We start from the raw sequence: 14,574 nt of genomic DNA, 5'->3' as shown, positions 1-14,574 counted from the left end.
TAATGGTTGCAGCCATGATGAGAGATGATTTGGAGGAGGAGAATTATGATAAAAAGGGGTCAGTTCATAACATCTTGTCTTGCATTAATAGTTCTGATGACGGTGGCTTTGGTGGGGTGTGGCAGCAATAATACTTCTACAAATGCAACGGAGGCACCAGCGACAACTACAGCGGCAACAGATGCAACTGCAACAACAGAACCGGCTGCAAAGAAACCGACGGTTGCTTTTGTGTATATCGGTCCTCCAGGGGATGGCGGCTATACGTATCAACATGATCAAGGGCGGCTGTATCTGGAGAAGGAGCTTGGAATTAAAGCTGACTTTGTAGAAAATGTTCCTGAAAGTGCCGATGCGGAACGAATCATTACAGAGCTTGCGCAATCACACGACATCGTGTTTACAACGAGCTTCGGATATATGGATTTTACTTTGAATGTAGCAGGCAAATTTCCCAATGTGAAGTTCATGCATGCTTCTGGTTATAAAACCGCAGAGAACATGGGGACCTACTTCGGGAAGAATTATCAAGCCAGTTATTTGAGCGGTATTGCGGCTGGAAAAATGACCAAAAACAATCAGCTGGGTTATGTCGGTGCTTTTCCGATCAGTGAAGTAATTTATAACTTGAATGCATATACCCTTGGCGCACAAAGTGTCAATCCGGATGTGAAAGTAAATGTGGTTTGGACGAATACATGGTATGACCCGACGACTGAACGCCAAGCGGCAATCAGTTTGCTGGATAAAGGGGCGGATGTGCTTTTGGCTTATCAGGATTCCCCTGCTACACTGCAGGCTGCTGCTGAACGGGGCGCTTTTGCCGGGGGAAATGACTCGGATATGAGCAAATACGCCCCGGATAATTATTTAACGAATCCAGTATGGAACTGGGGTCCTTATTACGTAAAAGCTGTGCAGGCAGTTATAGATGGAACATGGAAGAGCGAGCAATATTCCGGTGATATGGCTGACGGTATGGTGGAGTTGGCTCCTTTCGGGAACAAGATTCCAGAGGATGTGAAAAAGCTTGTCGAAGACGCCAAAGCCAAAATTATCAGCGGTGAGCTTGAGGTTTTCACAGGTCCGATCTCAGATAATCAAGGGAATGTGAAGGTTCAGGAGGGTCAGAAGCTGACCTTGGAGGAAGTGCTGGGCATGAACTGGCTCGTAAAAGGTGTGGAAGGAACCATCCCGCAATAATGTTTAAAAATAGGGAATAAAATGTGCACAATCTATGGGTGGGGCGGGTTCCGTTAAGCGGAAACTTCCCCACCCGTACTACAACTTGAAGGAAGGAGGGGCACAGGCCATGCGGGGAACTTCAGTTGAAATGCGGGGGATTGTGAAAAAATTTGGCTCGGTAACCGCCAGTGATCAAGTAGACTTTTCGGCAAATGCGGGTGAGATTCATGCGCTGCTTGGTGAGAATGGGGCAGGTAAAAGTACGGTGATGAGCATGCTGTCAGGGGTGTATAGAGCAGACGAAGGAGAAATCTTCATTCATGGGAAAGGTGCTCAGATCCGTTCTCCTAAAGATGCTGCGCAGCTAGGTGTAGGTATGGTGTTTCAGAACTTTAGACTGGTGCAAAGCCTCACAGCAGCAGAAAATATCGTGCTTGGCGAAAAGTCGTCTTTCTGGCGCGGCCGTAAGTGGATGAAGAACAAACACAAGGAGATCGAGGCATTAGCGAAAAGGTTTGGACTGAATTTCCCGGTGGATCGCCCGATCTGGCAGTTGTCCGTGGGTGAGCAGCAGCGTGTTGAAATCGTTAAGACGCTGTATCGCGGGGCTGACATTATTATTCTGGATGAACCAACCTCTGTACTGACCCCGGGAGAGGTGGAACAGCTATTTGAAACACTGCGGGTCATGAAGCAGGCAGGAAAGACGGTCATTATGACGACTCATAAAATGAAAGAGGTTATGGCGTCCTCCGATCGGATTTCCGTCATGCGCAAAGGAAAAATGATCACCACGCTGACTACGGCAGATACAGATGAGTTAGAGCTGGCTCGTTTGATGGTGGGCAAGGAAATAACCATCACCCGTCAAGAGCGGGAAGCCTTTGAAGGGGATTCTTTATTAGAAGTGAAAGATGTGGACGTATTTGCCGATCACGGGCGAAAAGCATTGGATCACTTCTCACTGAACGTATGCAAAGGAGAGATTGTAGGCGTAGCTGGGGTAGCTGGCAATGGGCAAAAGGAACTGGCCGAAGTGTTAACAGGTCTTAGGAGCTGGAAAAGTGGTGAAATCACGTTTGATGGAAAGACGGTGAAATCGGCTTCGGTTAGAGGGGCAATTGATTCAGGAATCTCCCACGTGCCGGAGAATCGGATGAAGAGCGGTTTAGCTGGACGCCTCGGATCGGTGGATAATCTTTTGTTTAAGTCTTACCGCTCAGAGGAGCACTCCAAATTCGGTTTCCTGAAGTCTGCGAAGAACCGTTCGTGGTCAGAGGAGCTGGTCCAGCGCTTTAACGTCAAAACACCTGAGATGGATACACCAGTTCAGCAATTGTCAGGTGGTAATCAGCAGAAGCTGCTGTTTGCACGTGAGATCAGCCATCGGCCGAAGCTGATGGTCGCTGTTCATCCAACGCAAGGGCTGGATGTAGGTGCTACGGCTGGTGTTCACGACCTTCTTATGGAGCTGCGTGGTTCAGGTAGTGGCGTGCTGTTAATTTCGGAGGATTTAGATGAATTGCTTCAGTTGTCTGACCGGATTCTAGTAATCTACAACGGCTCCATTATTGGTGAAAGTACACATGGGGAAGCGAATCGGGAGCGCATTGGTTTATTGATGGCTGGTATTCATAACAGAGAGGAGAGCGCCGTATGAGCCTGGAGAATGGAAGAAATACCGCAGCAGCTGTACTTGAACCTATCCCAACTCACTCCGGCAAACGGTTCTCTCTACGTGTGGAATATGATGCCAGCCGCGTCCGTTCTCCTTGGTGGACTCCTATTGTATCTATCATTCTAGCGTTATTGCTGTGTGCCTTATTTATCGCAGCGAATGGGATGAATCCGGTACTGGTCTACGAGAAAATGTTCCGTGGTGCATTTGGCACTACGTATGGCCTTACAGAAACGATGGTTAAGGCGATCCCCTTACTCCTGTGTGGGCTTGGGATTGCGGTAGCTTACCGCATTTCCGTATGGAATATTGGAGCGGAAGGTCAGCTGACCGTTGGTGCTATGGCGGCTACCGCGGTCACGATTTATTTTCCTGATTTATCTTCATTCTGGTCTTTATCCTTAATGCTGCTATTTGGCATTGCGGCGGGAGCGCTTTGGGGATTGCTGACCGCTATCCCCCGGACGCATTTTGGAGTAAATGAACTTATCACTTCATTAATGCTGAATTATGTTGCCCTATTGGCGCTCGATTACGTGGTATTCGGACCCTGGAAAGATCCTAAAGGGTTTAATTTCCCCGGATCGCCAATGTTTACTGCGGCTCAGTCGCTGCCTGTTCTCGGAAGTACAAGACTTCATATCGGACTGTTATTTGGACTTATCGCCGTTGTGATTTATTACTTCATGATTCGTTTCACCAAGTGGGGCTACGAGCTCCGTCTGATTGGGGCCAATCCTGTTGCAGCCAGATACGCGGGGATTCCTATCAAGCGCCATATTATTATCGTCATGCTGATTAGTGGGGGGCTCGCGGGTATCGCTGGAATGGCTGAGGTCTCAGGTGTTACACATAAGCTGATGCAGGGCATCTCTCCGGGATATGGGTATACCGCTATTATTGTGGCTTGGTTGGCTAAATTGAATCCACTCGGTCTAATTGTTACTTCTATTCTATTCGGTGGCCTAATTGTTGGCGGATATAGTGTTCAAACTATCGGGCTGCCCTCATCGATATCAGAAATGCTGCAGGGCTCTATCCTGTTTTTCCTGATTGCTGGTGATATGATCTATCGTTTCCGCATTGGCCGTAGCGGGGTTCAGATGAAAGGAGGACGGTAGCCGATGGACTTTACGACACAGCTATTAATCGCCGCAATATCCGCAGGGACCCCACTGCTGCTGGCTACGCTGGGAGGCATTCTAAATGAACGAGCCGGCATTATCCAGCTTGGAGCTGAAGGATTAATGCTGATGGGAGCAGTCACCACTTGTATCGTGTATATTCGCTCCGGAAACCTGCTGCTGGCTCTGCTGGCTACCGTAGCTGTAACGGCTGTGCTTGGATTGCTGCATTCTTTTCTCTGTGTGACTCTGCGGGCGAATCAAACCATGTCCGGTCTTGCGATGACCCTGTTCGGCAGTGGGTTGAGCGCTTATCTAGGCAAACCGATCAGCGGCATTCCTTTGCCGGGAACCTCCCCTAAGCTGCATCTGGCTTGGCTGGAAAATGTACCGTTCCTCGGAAAAATATTCGGCAAAATGGATTACCTAACCTGGTTCAGCCTGCTGCTAGTGCTTGTTTTGCATCTACTAATTCACCGCACTTCATGGGGCCTGCATTTGCGGGCAGTCGGAGACAGTCCGGCTACCGCAGATGTGATGGGGATCCGTGTGCAGCTTATCCGCTACAGTTATGTGATCATCGGCGCTGCCCTCATCGGTATGGCCGGAGCGGATATGGTATTAGCTTACGCGCCAACCTGGAATGAAGGACTGACGGCCGGCCGAGGCTGGATTGCGATAGGGCTAGTGATTTTTGCCAGATGGAATCCGCTGCGTGCCTTGTTCTGCGCTTACTTTTTTGGGGCATTGGATTCGCTTGGCTTCCGTATTCAATTGCTGGGCAGTGCAGTCCCGCCCTATTTTCTCAAAATGATTCCGTACCTTGTGACCATTCTAGTCCTGATGTACCTGGGGTACCGCAACCGCAACAAACCATCCGGCACACCGGAGGCGCTCGGAGTGCCTTATATTCGGGAACAAAGGTTTTAAGGCAAGCTGCATGAGGAGGCATCAGCAATCTGGTACTCAAAAAGGAGGCGGAGTGTATGGGGGTCTTACGGGAAGAGGAAGGAAGGTTACCTGATGTAATTCAACCCCGCAGCCTGCACGAAGCTTGGGAGAGAAAGATAGCACTTGGAGAAAGTGCCCAATATGTCGCGGGAGGGACACTGCTGAGAACAGGGTGGGAAAGCGGAACGGCGCTTATGCCGAAGCAGTTGATTGATCTCAGGCAAATCCCAGATCTCGCGGATATCACTTTGACGGAGTTCCACTTATCTCTTGGCGCTCTTGTCCCACTTTCACAGTGCCGAAGCAATGAGCTTGTGCAGGCAGTGGCTCCAGCGCTGCAAGAGGCCGCACGTTGCATAGCGGCTCCATCAGTGCGTTATCTAGCCACGCTTGGTGGCAATATCGCTTCTGGCTTCGGTGATATTCTACCCGCGTTACTGGTATATGACGCTGAGTTGATCTCCTTTGACGGTAAATTTATGACGACACTACCGTTGACAGAGTGGCTAAACAATCACTGGAGTGGGATTAAACCTGCGGCAGATCTAGTGGCTGAGCTTCGCATATCACCTGCTCGCCGAGAGAATCCATTAACAGATAGACTTGAAATTTTTCGCAAGGTTGGCCGCAGGGAAGCTTTCACTCCTTCACTTGTAACGGTAGCAATCTCAGCTTCGATCGATGAGGAACATCGTTTCCGCGAGGTTCGTATCGCAGCAGGTGGGGGCTCTGGGCGGCCGCAGCGGTTAACCAGAGCTGAAGTTATGCTTGAAGGCGCGGGGTATACAGAGGAGCTGTTGGCTTCTCTATATGAAGTGGTTGAGAACAGCTTTGAGACGTATAGTGATCCCTTTGCAACAGAACTTTACAAGAAAAAGAGTGCTGGAAATTTGGTTGTATCTGAGCTGTGGAAGGCTATGAATATACGGAGTTAAGAGGTGAATAACCCACGAAAGGAGAGAGGGAAAATGCTGCTGAATAAGGAATCCAGCGGGAGCCGCTGGCGTACACGGCCCGACGGAGAGGGCAAAGTATCCGGCAAGCTGCAGTATTTGACCGACATGAGGGCGGAAGGTATGTTGATTGGCCGCGTGCTCCGCAGTGAGCAGGCACATGCTCGTATTTTGTCCATACGCATTGAGAAGGCCATAGAAGTCCCTGGTGTACACGCTGTAATTACTCATGAGGATGTGCCCGGACTTAACGGCTTTGGCATAGCTTTGCCGCATCAACCAGTATTTTGCAGCGATCGTGTGCGTTACACTGGCGATGCGATTGCGGCAGTCGCGGCTGAGACGGACGAAATTGCGGAATACGCCTTATCTCTTATCGAAGTGGATTATGTGCTTCTACCACTGTTGGAAGATCCGGAAGAAGCCATGAAGAAAGCTGCTGTTCTTCTGCATCCCGAGGGAAACGTGCTTCATCATACGGAATACTGCAAGGGCGAACCGGGAGCGGTATTTAAGGATTGCTGCCACGTAGTGGAGGAGACCTACTACACACCTCGCCAAATGCATACCTATATGGAGACTGAGGGCGGATTGTTTATCCCCGAAGATAACGGACGGCTTACCGTGTATTCAGCTACACAACATGGGTTAATGGATCGCATGCAGCTATCCAGAATTCTGGCTATTCCTCAAGAAGATATTCGAGTCATCTCGAGTCCGATCGGCGGGTCCTTTGGAGGAAAAGACGAGCTGAATGTACAACCGTATGGTGCGCTGCTCGCCTTGCGGACACTCCGTCCGGTAAGACTGCATAATTCGAGAGCTGAATCGGTCCGTGCAGGACTTAAACGTCACCCTATGAAAATCACCATGAAAACTGGCTGCGATCACGAAGGAATCATCAAGGCGCATCAGGTCAGAATTATTTCGGATACGGGGGCTTACGCAACGCTCGGTGCGGAGGTGCTCAACTTCGCGACAGAACATGTAATGGGCCCTTACATCATCGATCATATAGAGGTGGAAGGTTTCGCTGTATATACCAATAACGGTGTGTCCGGTGAATTTCGAGGATTTGGCGGCAATCAGGCGATTTTCGCGTTGGAAGGACAAATCGATCGTTTGGCTGAGCGATTGCAGATCGATCCGTGGGAAATGCGCCGCCGCAATTTGCGTAAATATGGAGATCTGGGGCCCCTGGGTCAGGAAGTTGCTCAGACCGATGGAGCCTTTCAGGTGTGGAAAGCATTGGCGGACTCGCCTCTAATGACTAAGGTATCTTCTACAGACAGCAGCTTAGGCTTTGTGGAACCATGGATCGTCACCGGAACGGGTGCTGCAATCGCTATGCATGGTGCAGGACTTGGTTATGGCATTCCGGATCCCGCGGGTGGCCGGCTGTCTCTGACGCTAGAGGGCAAGATTGAGGCGGTGTTTGGTTACGAGGAGTTTGGGCAGGGCTTAATCGCGACCATGGAACAAATGCTGATTGAACAGTTTGGCTTCGCAGCAGAGGATCTAAGTATCGTCATTGGCGATACGGACGTCGTGCCCGATAGCGGATCAAGTACAGCTTCACGTTCGACAAGCATGATGTGGATGGCCCTAAAACGGCTACGTCCAGACTTCACGGCTCGAGTGTTGCAGACAGCTGCTACGATAAAGCCGGGGCTGGATGACTATGAAATGAAGCTCGGTCCTGGCGGCATTTGGCTAAAAGACGGCGGTCTGCTTCTGACTTACAAGGACCTGGCACAGCGAATTTCAGAACCCATTGTCTGTAATACAAAGTTTACTTATCCAACCACAACTTTTAAAAGAGTGGGAGCACATTTCCTATACACCTATTCGGCTATCGCAGTGCGCGTGGAAGTTAATCTGCTTACAGGACGTGTCCGTGTGTTGGACCAATATCATGCGGTAGCTGCGGGGCCGGTGGCTAATCCGCAAGGGTATCTCGGGCAGATCGAAGGTGGCAGTAGTATGGCGGTGGGCTTCACCTTGTCAGAGGATGCTGTAATGTCAGGCGGTAGCTATGTCACCAAAAATCTAGACACTTATTTGGTGCCGACCATTGCCGACATGAACGGAAGCATTCAGGTGCAGCCGATAGAGGATTTGCCAGATCATGATACGTATGGTCCTCGCGGCATTGGAGAGGTGGGTTCCGTCAATTTAGCTCCGGCAGTCGCATCAGCCATATTTCAGGCAGTAGGGAAACGGGTAACTAAGCTGCCCATTGATCCCGAATGGCTGCAATCTACGCCGTTTATTCCACAAAAGGCGGTGAATATCCATGCCGAGCTATAATCCCATTTCAAATCTAAATGAAGAGGACCCTAACCCCGCATCGTCTGAGGAAGCTTTTACAGAAGAGAGGTTCACCTTCAAGTGCAGCCTCAATGGTAAAGCGATATCCACGGAGATTCCACCCTCCCGTAGGCTCTTAAATGTTATACGTGAAGATTTGGAGCTGACCGGAACGAAGCGCTCTTGCGAGATTGGCCGTTGCGGAGCCTGTATGGTGCTGGTCGATGGACATCCGGTGAATTCATGTCTGATGATGGCCTATCAATGCTCAGGTGCCGAAATTACAACAATTGAGGGTCTTAGTGAGGCGGGGCTGCATCCCGTTCAGTGTGCTTTTTTAGAAGAAGGCGGGTTCCAATGCGGTTATTGTACGCCAGGGATGGTCATCTCGGTGGTTGCCCTGCTGGATGAGAATCCGCATCCTACTCAGGCTGAAGTAGAGGAAGCTTTATCGGGTAACATTTGTCGCTGTACAGGATACGGAGGCATTTTGCGAGCTGTCAATAAAGCTATAGGAGGTGGAGTGGATGGTCGTTTCTGAATACAGGTATACGCTGGAAGAGATAAATGTCATGAGGATAACGGATTTTGTGAAGCATCTGGGCGGCATTTTTGAACATTCACCGTGGGTAGCAGAGGAGGTTTATAAGCAGATCCCGTTCCATTCTATAGAGCATTTGCATAGTACCATGATGCAAACCGTTCTGAGTGCTGATCGTAGCCGAATGGAGGGACTATTAAAAGCTCACCCAGATTTGGCGACTAGGCTTCAGGTTACACCTTTGTCAGCATCAGAGCAGCAGGGAGCCGGACTAGATCGGCTAACAAGGGAAGAGTTTGATCTTTTGAATGATCTGAATAGAAAATATACAGAAAAATTTCAGTTCCCTTTTATTTTAGCTGTACGTGGTAAGAACAAAGATGCCATCATTAACGCCATGGAAGCACGGGTAGAACGTTCCCCTCAGGAGGAATGGGTGCAGGCTTTTTCTGAGATCGGCCTTATTACGAAATTCCGCCTAAGTGATTTAATCATTCATTCATCATAATCGGGGAGGGCGTCAGCCATGCTGGAACCAATGAACGGACGTACTATGTTTTATGGAAAAAGCGATGTTCTAACCTATCGTACCTATGCCAAACCGCTGGCCGTTACCCCTGTTTCCGAATCTTCCTTTACGGGCTGCGACAACATTATATTCGCGCATAATATTACATTTGCCGTTACGGGTGAAGCCTTTCTTCCTTCATTTTCAGAGGGGGATAATTCAATGGTCGTAGCTACTGATTCTATGAAAAATTTCATTCTCCGCAATACCGCTGACTACACGGGCAGCACAACGGAAGGATTACTGCAGCTTCTGAGCAGCCGTTTTATCGATAGATACAGTCATGTCACCGCGGTTTCGGTTTCCGCAGACCGGTTACCTTTTGAACAGGTAATGGTGCCCGGGGGTGAGGGGCTTAGGCAGAGTCATTTAGTGCTGCGGCACTCCAATAATGAATCCTACTCGGCTTCGCTGACAGTAAAGCGTGGGGAAAGTGGGACTGAGGTTGTTGCTCATGGATGCCGGTTGAAGGATCTACAGCTGATAAAAGTGAGCGGAAGCTCGTTTTATGGATTTGTCCGAGATGAATATACGACATTGCCAGAAAGCTTTGACCGTCCGCTTTATATTTTTCTGAATATTAACTGGACCTACATTAATGTGGAGCACGCTTTGGATGGAGATCAGGGTCAATATGTGGCTGCGGAGCAGATTCGTGATATCGCCCATAGTGCTTTTCATGAGCTCAACAGTCCATCAATCCAATCGTTGATTTATCAAATTGGACTGCGCGTGTTGTCCCGTTTTCCACAGCTGGCTACCGTTTCATTTGAGTCCAATAACCGGACTTGGGAAACCATTGTTGAGCCTGAAGAAACTAAAGGTGGGGTCTTCACCGAACCTCGTCCACCCTATGGTTTTCAGGGCTTTTCTGTCAGCCGTGCAGATCTGGCCGGAGAGACAGCGTAATGAGCGGGCGGCTTACCACCCATGTGCTGGATCTGTCGCGGGGCATTCCTGCTGCAGGACTGACGCTTCAGCTCTGGAAGCTTACGGATGGGATGAGCAAGCTTCTGTGTGAAAAAGTCACGAACAGTGACGGGAGGCTGGATGCTCCGCTGCTGGAGGGAACCGAGATGGAGGCTGGTTGTTACGAGCTGCTGTTTATGGTCGGCGATTACTATCGTAGAGCCAATGCCAAAGTGTCAGCAGCTGGCATAGAAGTAACAGAAAGCTCAGTAGACACTCAACGTGAGATGTCTTTTTTTCTAGAACAGATACCTATTCGATTTCATATAGAGAGCTCCATGCAGCACTACCATGTACCTTTGTTAGTAGCTCCTGGTGGATACAGTACGTATCGGGGAAGTTAGGAGAAATTTAACGACCAGTGGAGGTTGGCAGCTCATGAAGGAATCCTACGAACTTGTGATTAAGAACGGGAATGTAGTGCTGCCCGATCAGGTGCTTAAGCTGGATATTGCTGTATCAGAGGGACGGATCGTCGCATTAGGTGAGGAGCTTTCGACTGGACCGCTGACCCATGTCATCGACGCAGATAGGCTCTATGTCCTCCCCGGTATGATTGATATGCATGTGCACTTTAATGAGCCTGCGCTGGGACATTGGGAAGGCTTTCGCAGCGGTTCTGCCGCTTTGGCAGCTGGCGGCTGCACAACCTATGCAGATATGCCGCTTAACGGCAATCCACCTACGGTGAACGAGATGGCACTCCATCAAAAAGTGAAGGCGGCGGCGGGTAATTCCGCGGTTGATTATGTGCTGTGGGGTGGTCTCGTTCCGGGAAATCTGGATGATTTGGAAGCATTGGCAGCTGCCGGGGTCACTGGCTTCAAAGCTTTTCTCTCTAATCCCGGAGGGGAGGGTGAAGGCAGATTCCGTGAAGTGGATGAGGATACGCTCTATCAAGGAATGCAGCGAATTGCTGCTTTGGGCGGGATTCTTGCCCTTCATGCCGAAAGCGAGGCGATCACGGCAGTGCTGACCGCTGATGCCGTGCGAAATGGGAGAAGCAGTGCGCGTGATTTTGCGGCTTGCCGCCCTGCTGAAGCGGAGCTGGAGTCAGTGTCCAGGGCACTGCTGTACAGTGAACGTACTGGATGTCGGGTGCATTTTGTCCATATCAGCACTGCAGCCGCCATAGAGAAAATCTATGAAGCCAAGGTTCGAGGACTGGACGTTTCGGCTGAAACCTGTCCACATTATTTGGTGCTCACAGAAAGGGATATGGAGGAGCTAGGACCTGTGGCGAAATGTGCCCCTCCATTGCGAAGTGTACTGGAGCAGGAGAAGTTATGGGAAATGCTCGCCCAGGGCAAAATCGACTTAATCGCTTCAGATCATTCACCCTGTCCGACGGACTTGAAGATGAACCCTGAGTTGTCTTTTTTTGAGGCTTGGGGTGGAATCTCAGGTGCCCAAAGCAGCTTAGAGCTTATGTTCCATGAAGGTGTAAATGTCCGGGGATTGCCAATTACATTAATCTCTCGCCTGCTCGCCGGGCATCCCGCAAAACGCTTTGGGATGGAGCATCTTAAAGGCACTATCGCGCTAGGACTGGATGCCGACTTCGTACTGCTGAATCCAAACACAACCTATACGTTGGCTGCTGAAGATTTGTTATACCGTCACAAGCATAGTCCTTACATCGGAAGAACTCTATCCTGCAAGGTAGCTGCTACGATAAGCCGTGGCCGGGTGGTCTATACCTCTGAAGAAGGCGTACTTGCTGAGGAAGGTGGACAGTGGCTGCAGATTAGGAAGGAGCAGTACAGCCTATGAATGATTCCAGAGTGCAAGCATCGCCCGAGAAGCTGCTCAAGCTCCTGGAGGAACTGGCGGCATATACCGCACCTGGGCCGGGAGTTACTAGATTGCTATACACGGAGGAATGGGGGCGGGCGCAGATCTTTTTGCAGCAAAAAATGGCTGAGTTTGGTTTAAAGGTTACCACCGATAAGGTGGGCAATGTTTATGGGCGCCTGTGTGGACGCAGTCCGGAGCAAAAGGTCATATTAACCGGATCACATATCGATACCGTGGTCAATGGCGGCAAATATGATGGAGCTTATGGGATCGCAGCAGCCATGCTTGCGCTTCAAGATTTGCAGATGAATTATGGTCAGCCGAAGCGTACGCTTGAGGTCATATCTTTTTGTGAAGAAGAGGGTAGCCGATTTCCCCTTGCTTATTGGGGATCAGGTCATGTCACGGAAAGATATGACGGAAGTGAGGCAGAGACCTGTATGGATGCAGATGGAGTAACGTTAAAGGCAGCAATGGCGGAATCCAGCCTTTTGCAAGGTGTAACAGATGAGACTGGAGCCAGAAATGATATTGGTGCTTTTGTAGAGCTGCACATTGAGCAGGGAATTATTCTGGAGAAAACAGATACGCAGATAGGGGTAGTTCAGGGGATTGTTGGACAGAGACGCTATATGATCAAGGTCAGTGGTGTGGCTAATCATGCGGGAACAACGCCGATGTTGATGCGGCACGATGCACTGACTAGTGCGGTAGAAATGCTGTATGTACTAGAAGGTGCTGCTATAGCGGCAGGTGATCCGCTCGTAGCAACCTCAGGCAAGCTTGAGGTGTATCCGAATACGCCAAATGTGATTCCGGGTGAGGTTCTTTTTAACTTAGATATCCGCCACAGTGAAGAGGATGAACTAGAGTGTTTCTGTGAGTGGCTTTTTTCGCAATATCATGAAATCGTCGCAAAACGTGGAGTAACCTTGGAGGTTACGCCTGTGCTTCATACACTCCCTACACCTATGGATACTAAGCTCTCTACAGCGCTGGAGAATATCTGCCTGGAACAGGGCAAAACCTACCGCAGGATGGTCAGTGGAGCAGGACATGATGCCCAGCTCTTTGCGCCGCGTTGCCCCACTGCGATGATTTTTGTACCAAGCCGTGCTGGGATCAGCCATTCACCGGAAGAGTATACCTCTCCTGAACAGCTCGCTGCTGGGCTTGAGGTGCTGACTGCCATGTTATACGAGTTAGCTTATTAAAAAGAGTTCGCCGAAGGCGTTGATGCTTGAAGGGAGAGATCATCATGAAGCGTTACGAAGATTTGTCGCCGTCCCTGCGCTGCATTATGACTCCGGGTCCGGTGGAGGTGGATCCACGTGTGCTGCGGGCGATGTCTTTTCCCGTGCTGGGGCAGTTTGATCCCGAGTTCACCCATATGATGAATGAAACGATGGAGATGCTGCGGGAGCTGTTCGCTACCCGAAATACATGGGCTTACCCGATAGATGGGACCTCTCGCGCTGGCATTGAAGCGGTGATGGTCAGTTTGATTCTGCCGGGGGAACGTGTGCTGATTCCGATCTTTGGACGTTTTGGACATTTGTTGCATGAGATTGCTGAACGTTGTGCAGCTGAGGTATTCGTTTTGGAAAAACCATGGGGAAGTGTGTTTGAACCAGATGAAGTGATAGCGGCTATGGAGACCTTTAAGCCGAATGTGGTGGCGATGGTGCATGGTGAGACCTCTACAGGACGGGTGCAGCCACTCGCGGAGATTGGCAGAGCCTGCCGCCGAATGGATGCTCTATTCATAGTGGATGCAGTTGCAACTCTTGGGGGCATTCCTGTTGAAACGGATGCTTGGATGCTTGATGCGGTCGTGGGCGGCACACAGAAGTGCCTGTCCGTCCCCTCTGGAATGGCACCGATAACGTATAATGACCGCGCTGAAGCTAAGCTCATCACCCGGAAGCGAGTAGAACGTGGGATTAGAACCAGTGATGTCCAGGCTGGTGAGCGGTCTTTTGTCCGCAGCAACTATTTCGATCTAGGCATGCTTCAGGATTATTGGAGCCCGCAACGTCTTAATCATCATACAGAGATGACCTCTATGCTCTATGCACTACGGGAAGGCTTGCGACTTGCGCTAGAAGAAGGATTGGATGCCAGATTCGCCAGACATCAGCTCCATGAAAAAGCACTTATAGCTGGTTTAGCAGCGATAGGGCTTGAACTTTACGGGGAGCCTTCTTGCAAACTTACCGTTGTAACCTGTGTGCTGATTCCTGAGGGCATAGAGGGGGAATCTGTACGCACGCTGCTGCTGGAGCGGTTCGGCATTGAAATTGCCAGCTCCTTTGGACCTCTGAAAGGAAAAATCTGGCGCATTGGCACGATGGGCTTTAGCTGCCGTACAAATAATGTGCTGCGTTTGCTGGGAGCTTTGGAAGCAGCGTTGCTGCGACATGGATTTGGAGTGGCTTGCGGTCTTGGTGTTCAGGCGGCACTTGACGTATATGAGGAAAACGTAAGATAATCGTTGG

13 protein-coding genes are annotated in these 14,574 nt (G+C 50.1%); all 13 read left to right on the top strand.

Annotated features, from left to right (window positions below):
• Positions 1 to 45: 45 nt before the first annotated feature.
• The 13 genes from CA598_RS18505 (at position 46) to CA598_RS18445 (ending at position 14,567) form a co-directional block, all read left to right on the top strand.
• Positions 46 to 1,203 (top strand): BMP family ABC transporter substrate-binding protein, encoded by a 1,158-nt coding sequence (locus CA598_RS18505; RefSeq protein ID WP_094877427.1) that lies wholly within the window; start codon positions 46 to 48, stop codon positions 1,201 to 1,203.
• A 109-nt stretch (positions 1,204 to 1,312) separates the two neighbouring features.
• Positions 1,313 to 2,845: an ABC transporter ATP-binding protein gene (locus CA598_RS18500; protein ID WP_094877426.1), complete on the top strand. Its 1,533-nt coding sequence runs from the start codon at positions 1,313 to 1,315 to the stop codon at positions 2,843 to 2,845.
• Positions 2,842 to 3,984, top strand: a complete 1,143-nt coding sequence (locus tag CA598_RS18495; protein WP_094877425.1) for an ABC transporter permease — start codon at positions 2,842 to 2,844, stop codon at positions 3,982 to 3,984. Before CA598_RS18500 ends, CA598_RS18495 begins: the two co-directional genes overlap by 4 nt.
• A gap of 3 nt (positions 3,985 to 3,987) precedes the next feature.
• Positions 3,988 to 4,917, top strand: a complete 930-nt coding sequence (locus CA598_RS18490) for an ABC transporter permease (protein WP_094877424.1) — start codon at positions 3,988 to 3,990, stop codon at positions 4,915 to 4,917.
• Positions 4,918 to 4,973: 56 nt separating this feature from the next.
• Complete coding sequence (locus CA598_RS18485; protein WP_094877423.1) at positions 4,974 to 5,873, top strand: FAD binding domain-containing protein; 900 nt, start codon at positions 4,974 to 4,976, stop codon at positions 5,871 to 5,873.
• Positions 5,874 to 5,906: 33 nt separating this feature from the next.
• Positions 5,907 to 8,201 (top strand): xanthine dehydrogenase subunit D, encoded by a 2,295-nt coding sequence (gene pucD / locus CA598_RS18480; RefSeq protein ID WP_094877422.1) that lies wholly within the window; start codon positions 5,907 to 5,909, stop codon positions 8,199 to 8,201.
• A complete protein-coding gene (locus CA598_RS18475) occupies positions 8,188 to 8,742 on the top strand; it encodes a (2Fe-2S)-binding protein (RefSeq protein WP_094877421.1) in 555 nt (184 codons plus the stop codon). Before pucD ends, CA598_RS18475 begins: the two co-directional genes overlap by 14 nt.
• A complete protein-coding gene (gene uraD, locus CA598_RS18470; protein WP_094877420.1) occupies positions 8,729 to 9,250 on the top strand; it encodes a 2-oxo-4-hydroxy-4-carboxy-5-ureidoimidazoline decarboxylase in 522 nt (173 codons plus the stop codon). Before CA598_RS18475 ends, uraD begins: the two co-directional genes overlap by 14 nt.
• Before the next feature lie 18 nt (positions 9,251 to 9,268).
• The gene (gene pucL / locus CA598_RS18465) at positions 9,269 to 10,219 is read left to right on the top strand and encodes a factor-independent urate hydroxylase (protein WP_094877419.1); all 951 of its coding nucleotides are present in this window, start codon (positions 9,269 to 9,271) and stop codon (positions 10,217 to 10,219) included.
• Positions 10,219 to 10,623 (top strand): hydroxyisourate hydrolase, encoded by a 405-nt coding sequence (uraH, locus tag CA598_RS18460; protein ID WP_094871244.1) that lies wholly within the window; start codon positions 10,219 to 10,221, stop codon positions 10,621 to 10,623. The genes pucL and uraH overlap by 1 nt, the downstream gene beginning before the upstream one ends.
• 34 nt (positions 10,624 to 10,657) lie before the next feature.
• Positions 10,658 to 12,052 carry an allantoinase gene (locus CA598_RS18455; RefSeq protein WP_094877418.1) on the top strand — a complete coding sequence of 465 codons (1,395 nt, stop codon included), beginning with the start codon at positions 10,658 to 10,660 and terminating at the stop codon, positions 12,050 to 12,052.
• A complete protein-coding gene (locus CA598_RS18450) occupies positions 12,049 to 13,290 on the top strand; it encodes a Zn-dependent hydrolase (RefSeq protein WP_094877417.1) in 1,242 nt (413 codons plus the stop codon). Before CA598_RS18455 ends, CA598_RS18450 begins: the two co-directional genes overlap by 4 nt.
• A 44-nt stretch (positions 13,291 to 13,334) precedes the next feature.
• Positions 13,335 to 14,567 carry a pyridoxal-phosphate-dependent aminotransferase family protein gene (locus tag CA598_RS18445; RefSeq protein ID WP_094871238.1) on the top strand — a complete coding sequence of 411 codons (1,233 nt, stop codon included), beginning with the start codon at positions 13,335 to 13,337 and terminating at the stop codon, positions 14,565 to 14,567.
• Positions 14,568 to 14,574 lie beyond the last annotated feature (7 nt).

The sequence above is a fragment of the Paenibacillus sp. VTT E-133291 genome (genome assembly GCF_002264395.1).
Classification (GTDB): Bacteria; Bacillota; Bacilli; order Paenibacillales; family Paenibacillaceae; genus Paenibacillus_AQ; species Paenibacillus_AQ nitricinens.
Note: the sequence above shows the minus strand (reverse complement) of the source record. Positions and strands in the feature narration are given on the sequence as shown.

Coding starts and splice junctions, on each gene's coding strand:
- CA598_RS18505 (WP_094877427.1), top strand. CDS start 46: ATGATAAAAAGGGGTCAGTTCATAACATCTTGTCTTGCATTAATAGTT.
- CA598_RS18500 (WP_094877426.1), top strand. CDS start 1,313: ATGCGGGGAACTTCAGTTGAAATGCGGGGGATTGTGAAAAAATTTGGC.
- CA598_RS18495 (WP_094877425.1), top strand. CDS start 2,842: ATGAGCCTGGAGAATGGAAGAAATACCGCAGCAGCTGTACTTGAACCT.
- CA598_RS18490 (WP_094877424.1), top strand. CDS start 3,988: ATGGACTTTACGACACAGCTATTAATCGCCGCAATATCCGCAGGGACC.
- CA598_RS18485 (WP_094877423.1), top strand. CDS start 4,974: ATGGGGGTCTTACGGGAAGAGGAAGGAAGGTTACCTGATGTAATTCAA.
- pucD (WP_094877422.1), top strand. CDS start 5,907: ATGCTGCTGAATAAGGAATCCAGCGGGAGCCGCTGGCGTACACGGCCC.
- CA598_RS18475 (WP_094877421.1), top strand. CDS start 8,188: ATGCCGAGCTATAATCCCATTTCAAATCTAAATGAAGAGGACCCTAAC.
- uraD (WP_094877420.1), top strand. CDS start 8,729: ATGGTCGTTTCTGAATACAGGTATACGCTGGAAGAGATAAATGTCATG.
- pucL (WP_094877419.1), top strand. CDS start 9,269: ATGCTGGAACCAATGAACGGACGTACTATGTTTTATGGAAAAAGCGAT.
- uraH (WP_094871244.1), top strand. CDS start 10,219: ATGAGCGGGCGGCTTACCACCCATGTGCTGGATCTGTCGCGGGGCATT.
- CA598_RS18455 (WP_094877418.1), top strand. CDS start 10,658: ATGAAGGAATCCTACGAACTTGTGATTAAGAACGGGAATGTAGTGCTG.
- CA598_RS18450 (WP_094877417.1), top strand. CDS start 12,049: ATGAATGATTCCAGAGTGCAAGCATCGCCCGAGAAGCTGCTCAAGCTC.
- CA598_RS18445 (WP_094871238.1), top strand. CDS start 13,335: ATGAAGCGTTACGAAGATTTGTCGCCGTCCCTGCGCTGCATTATGACT.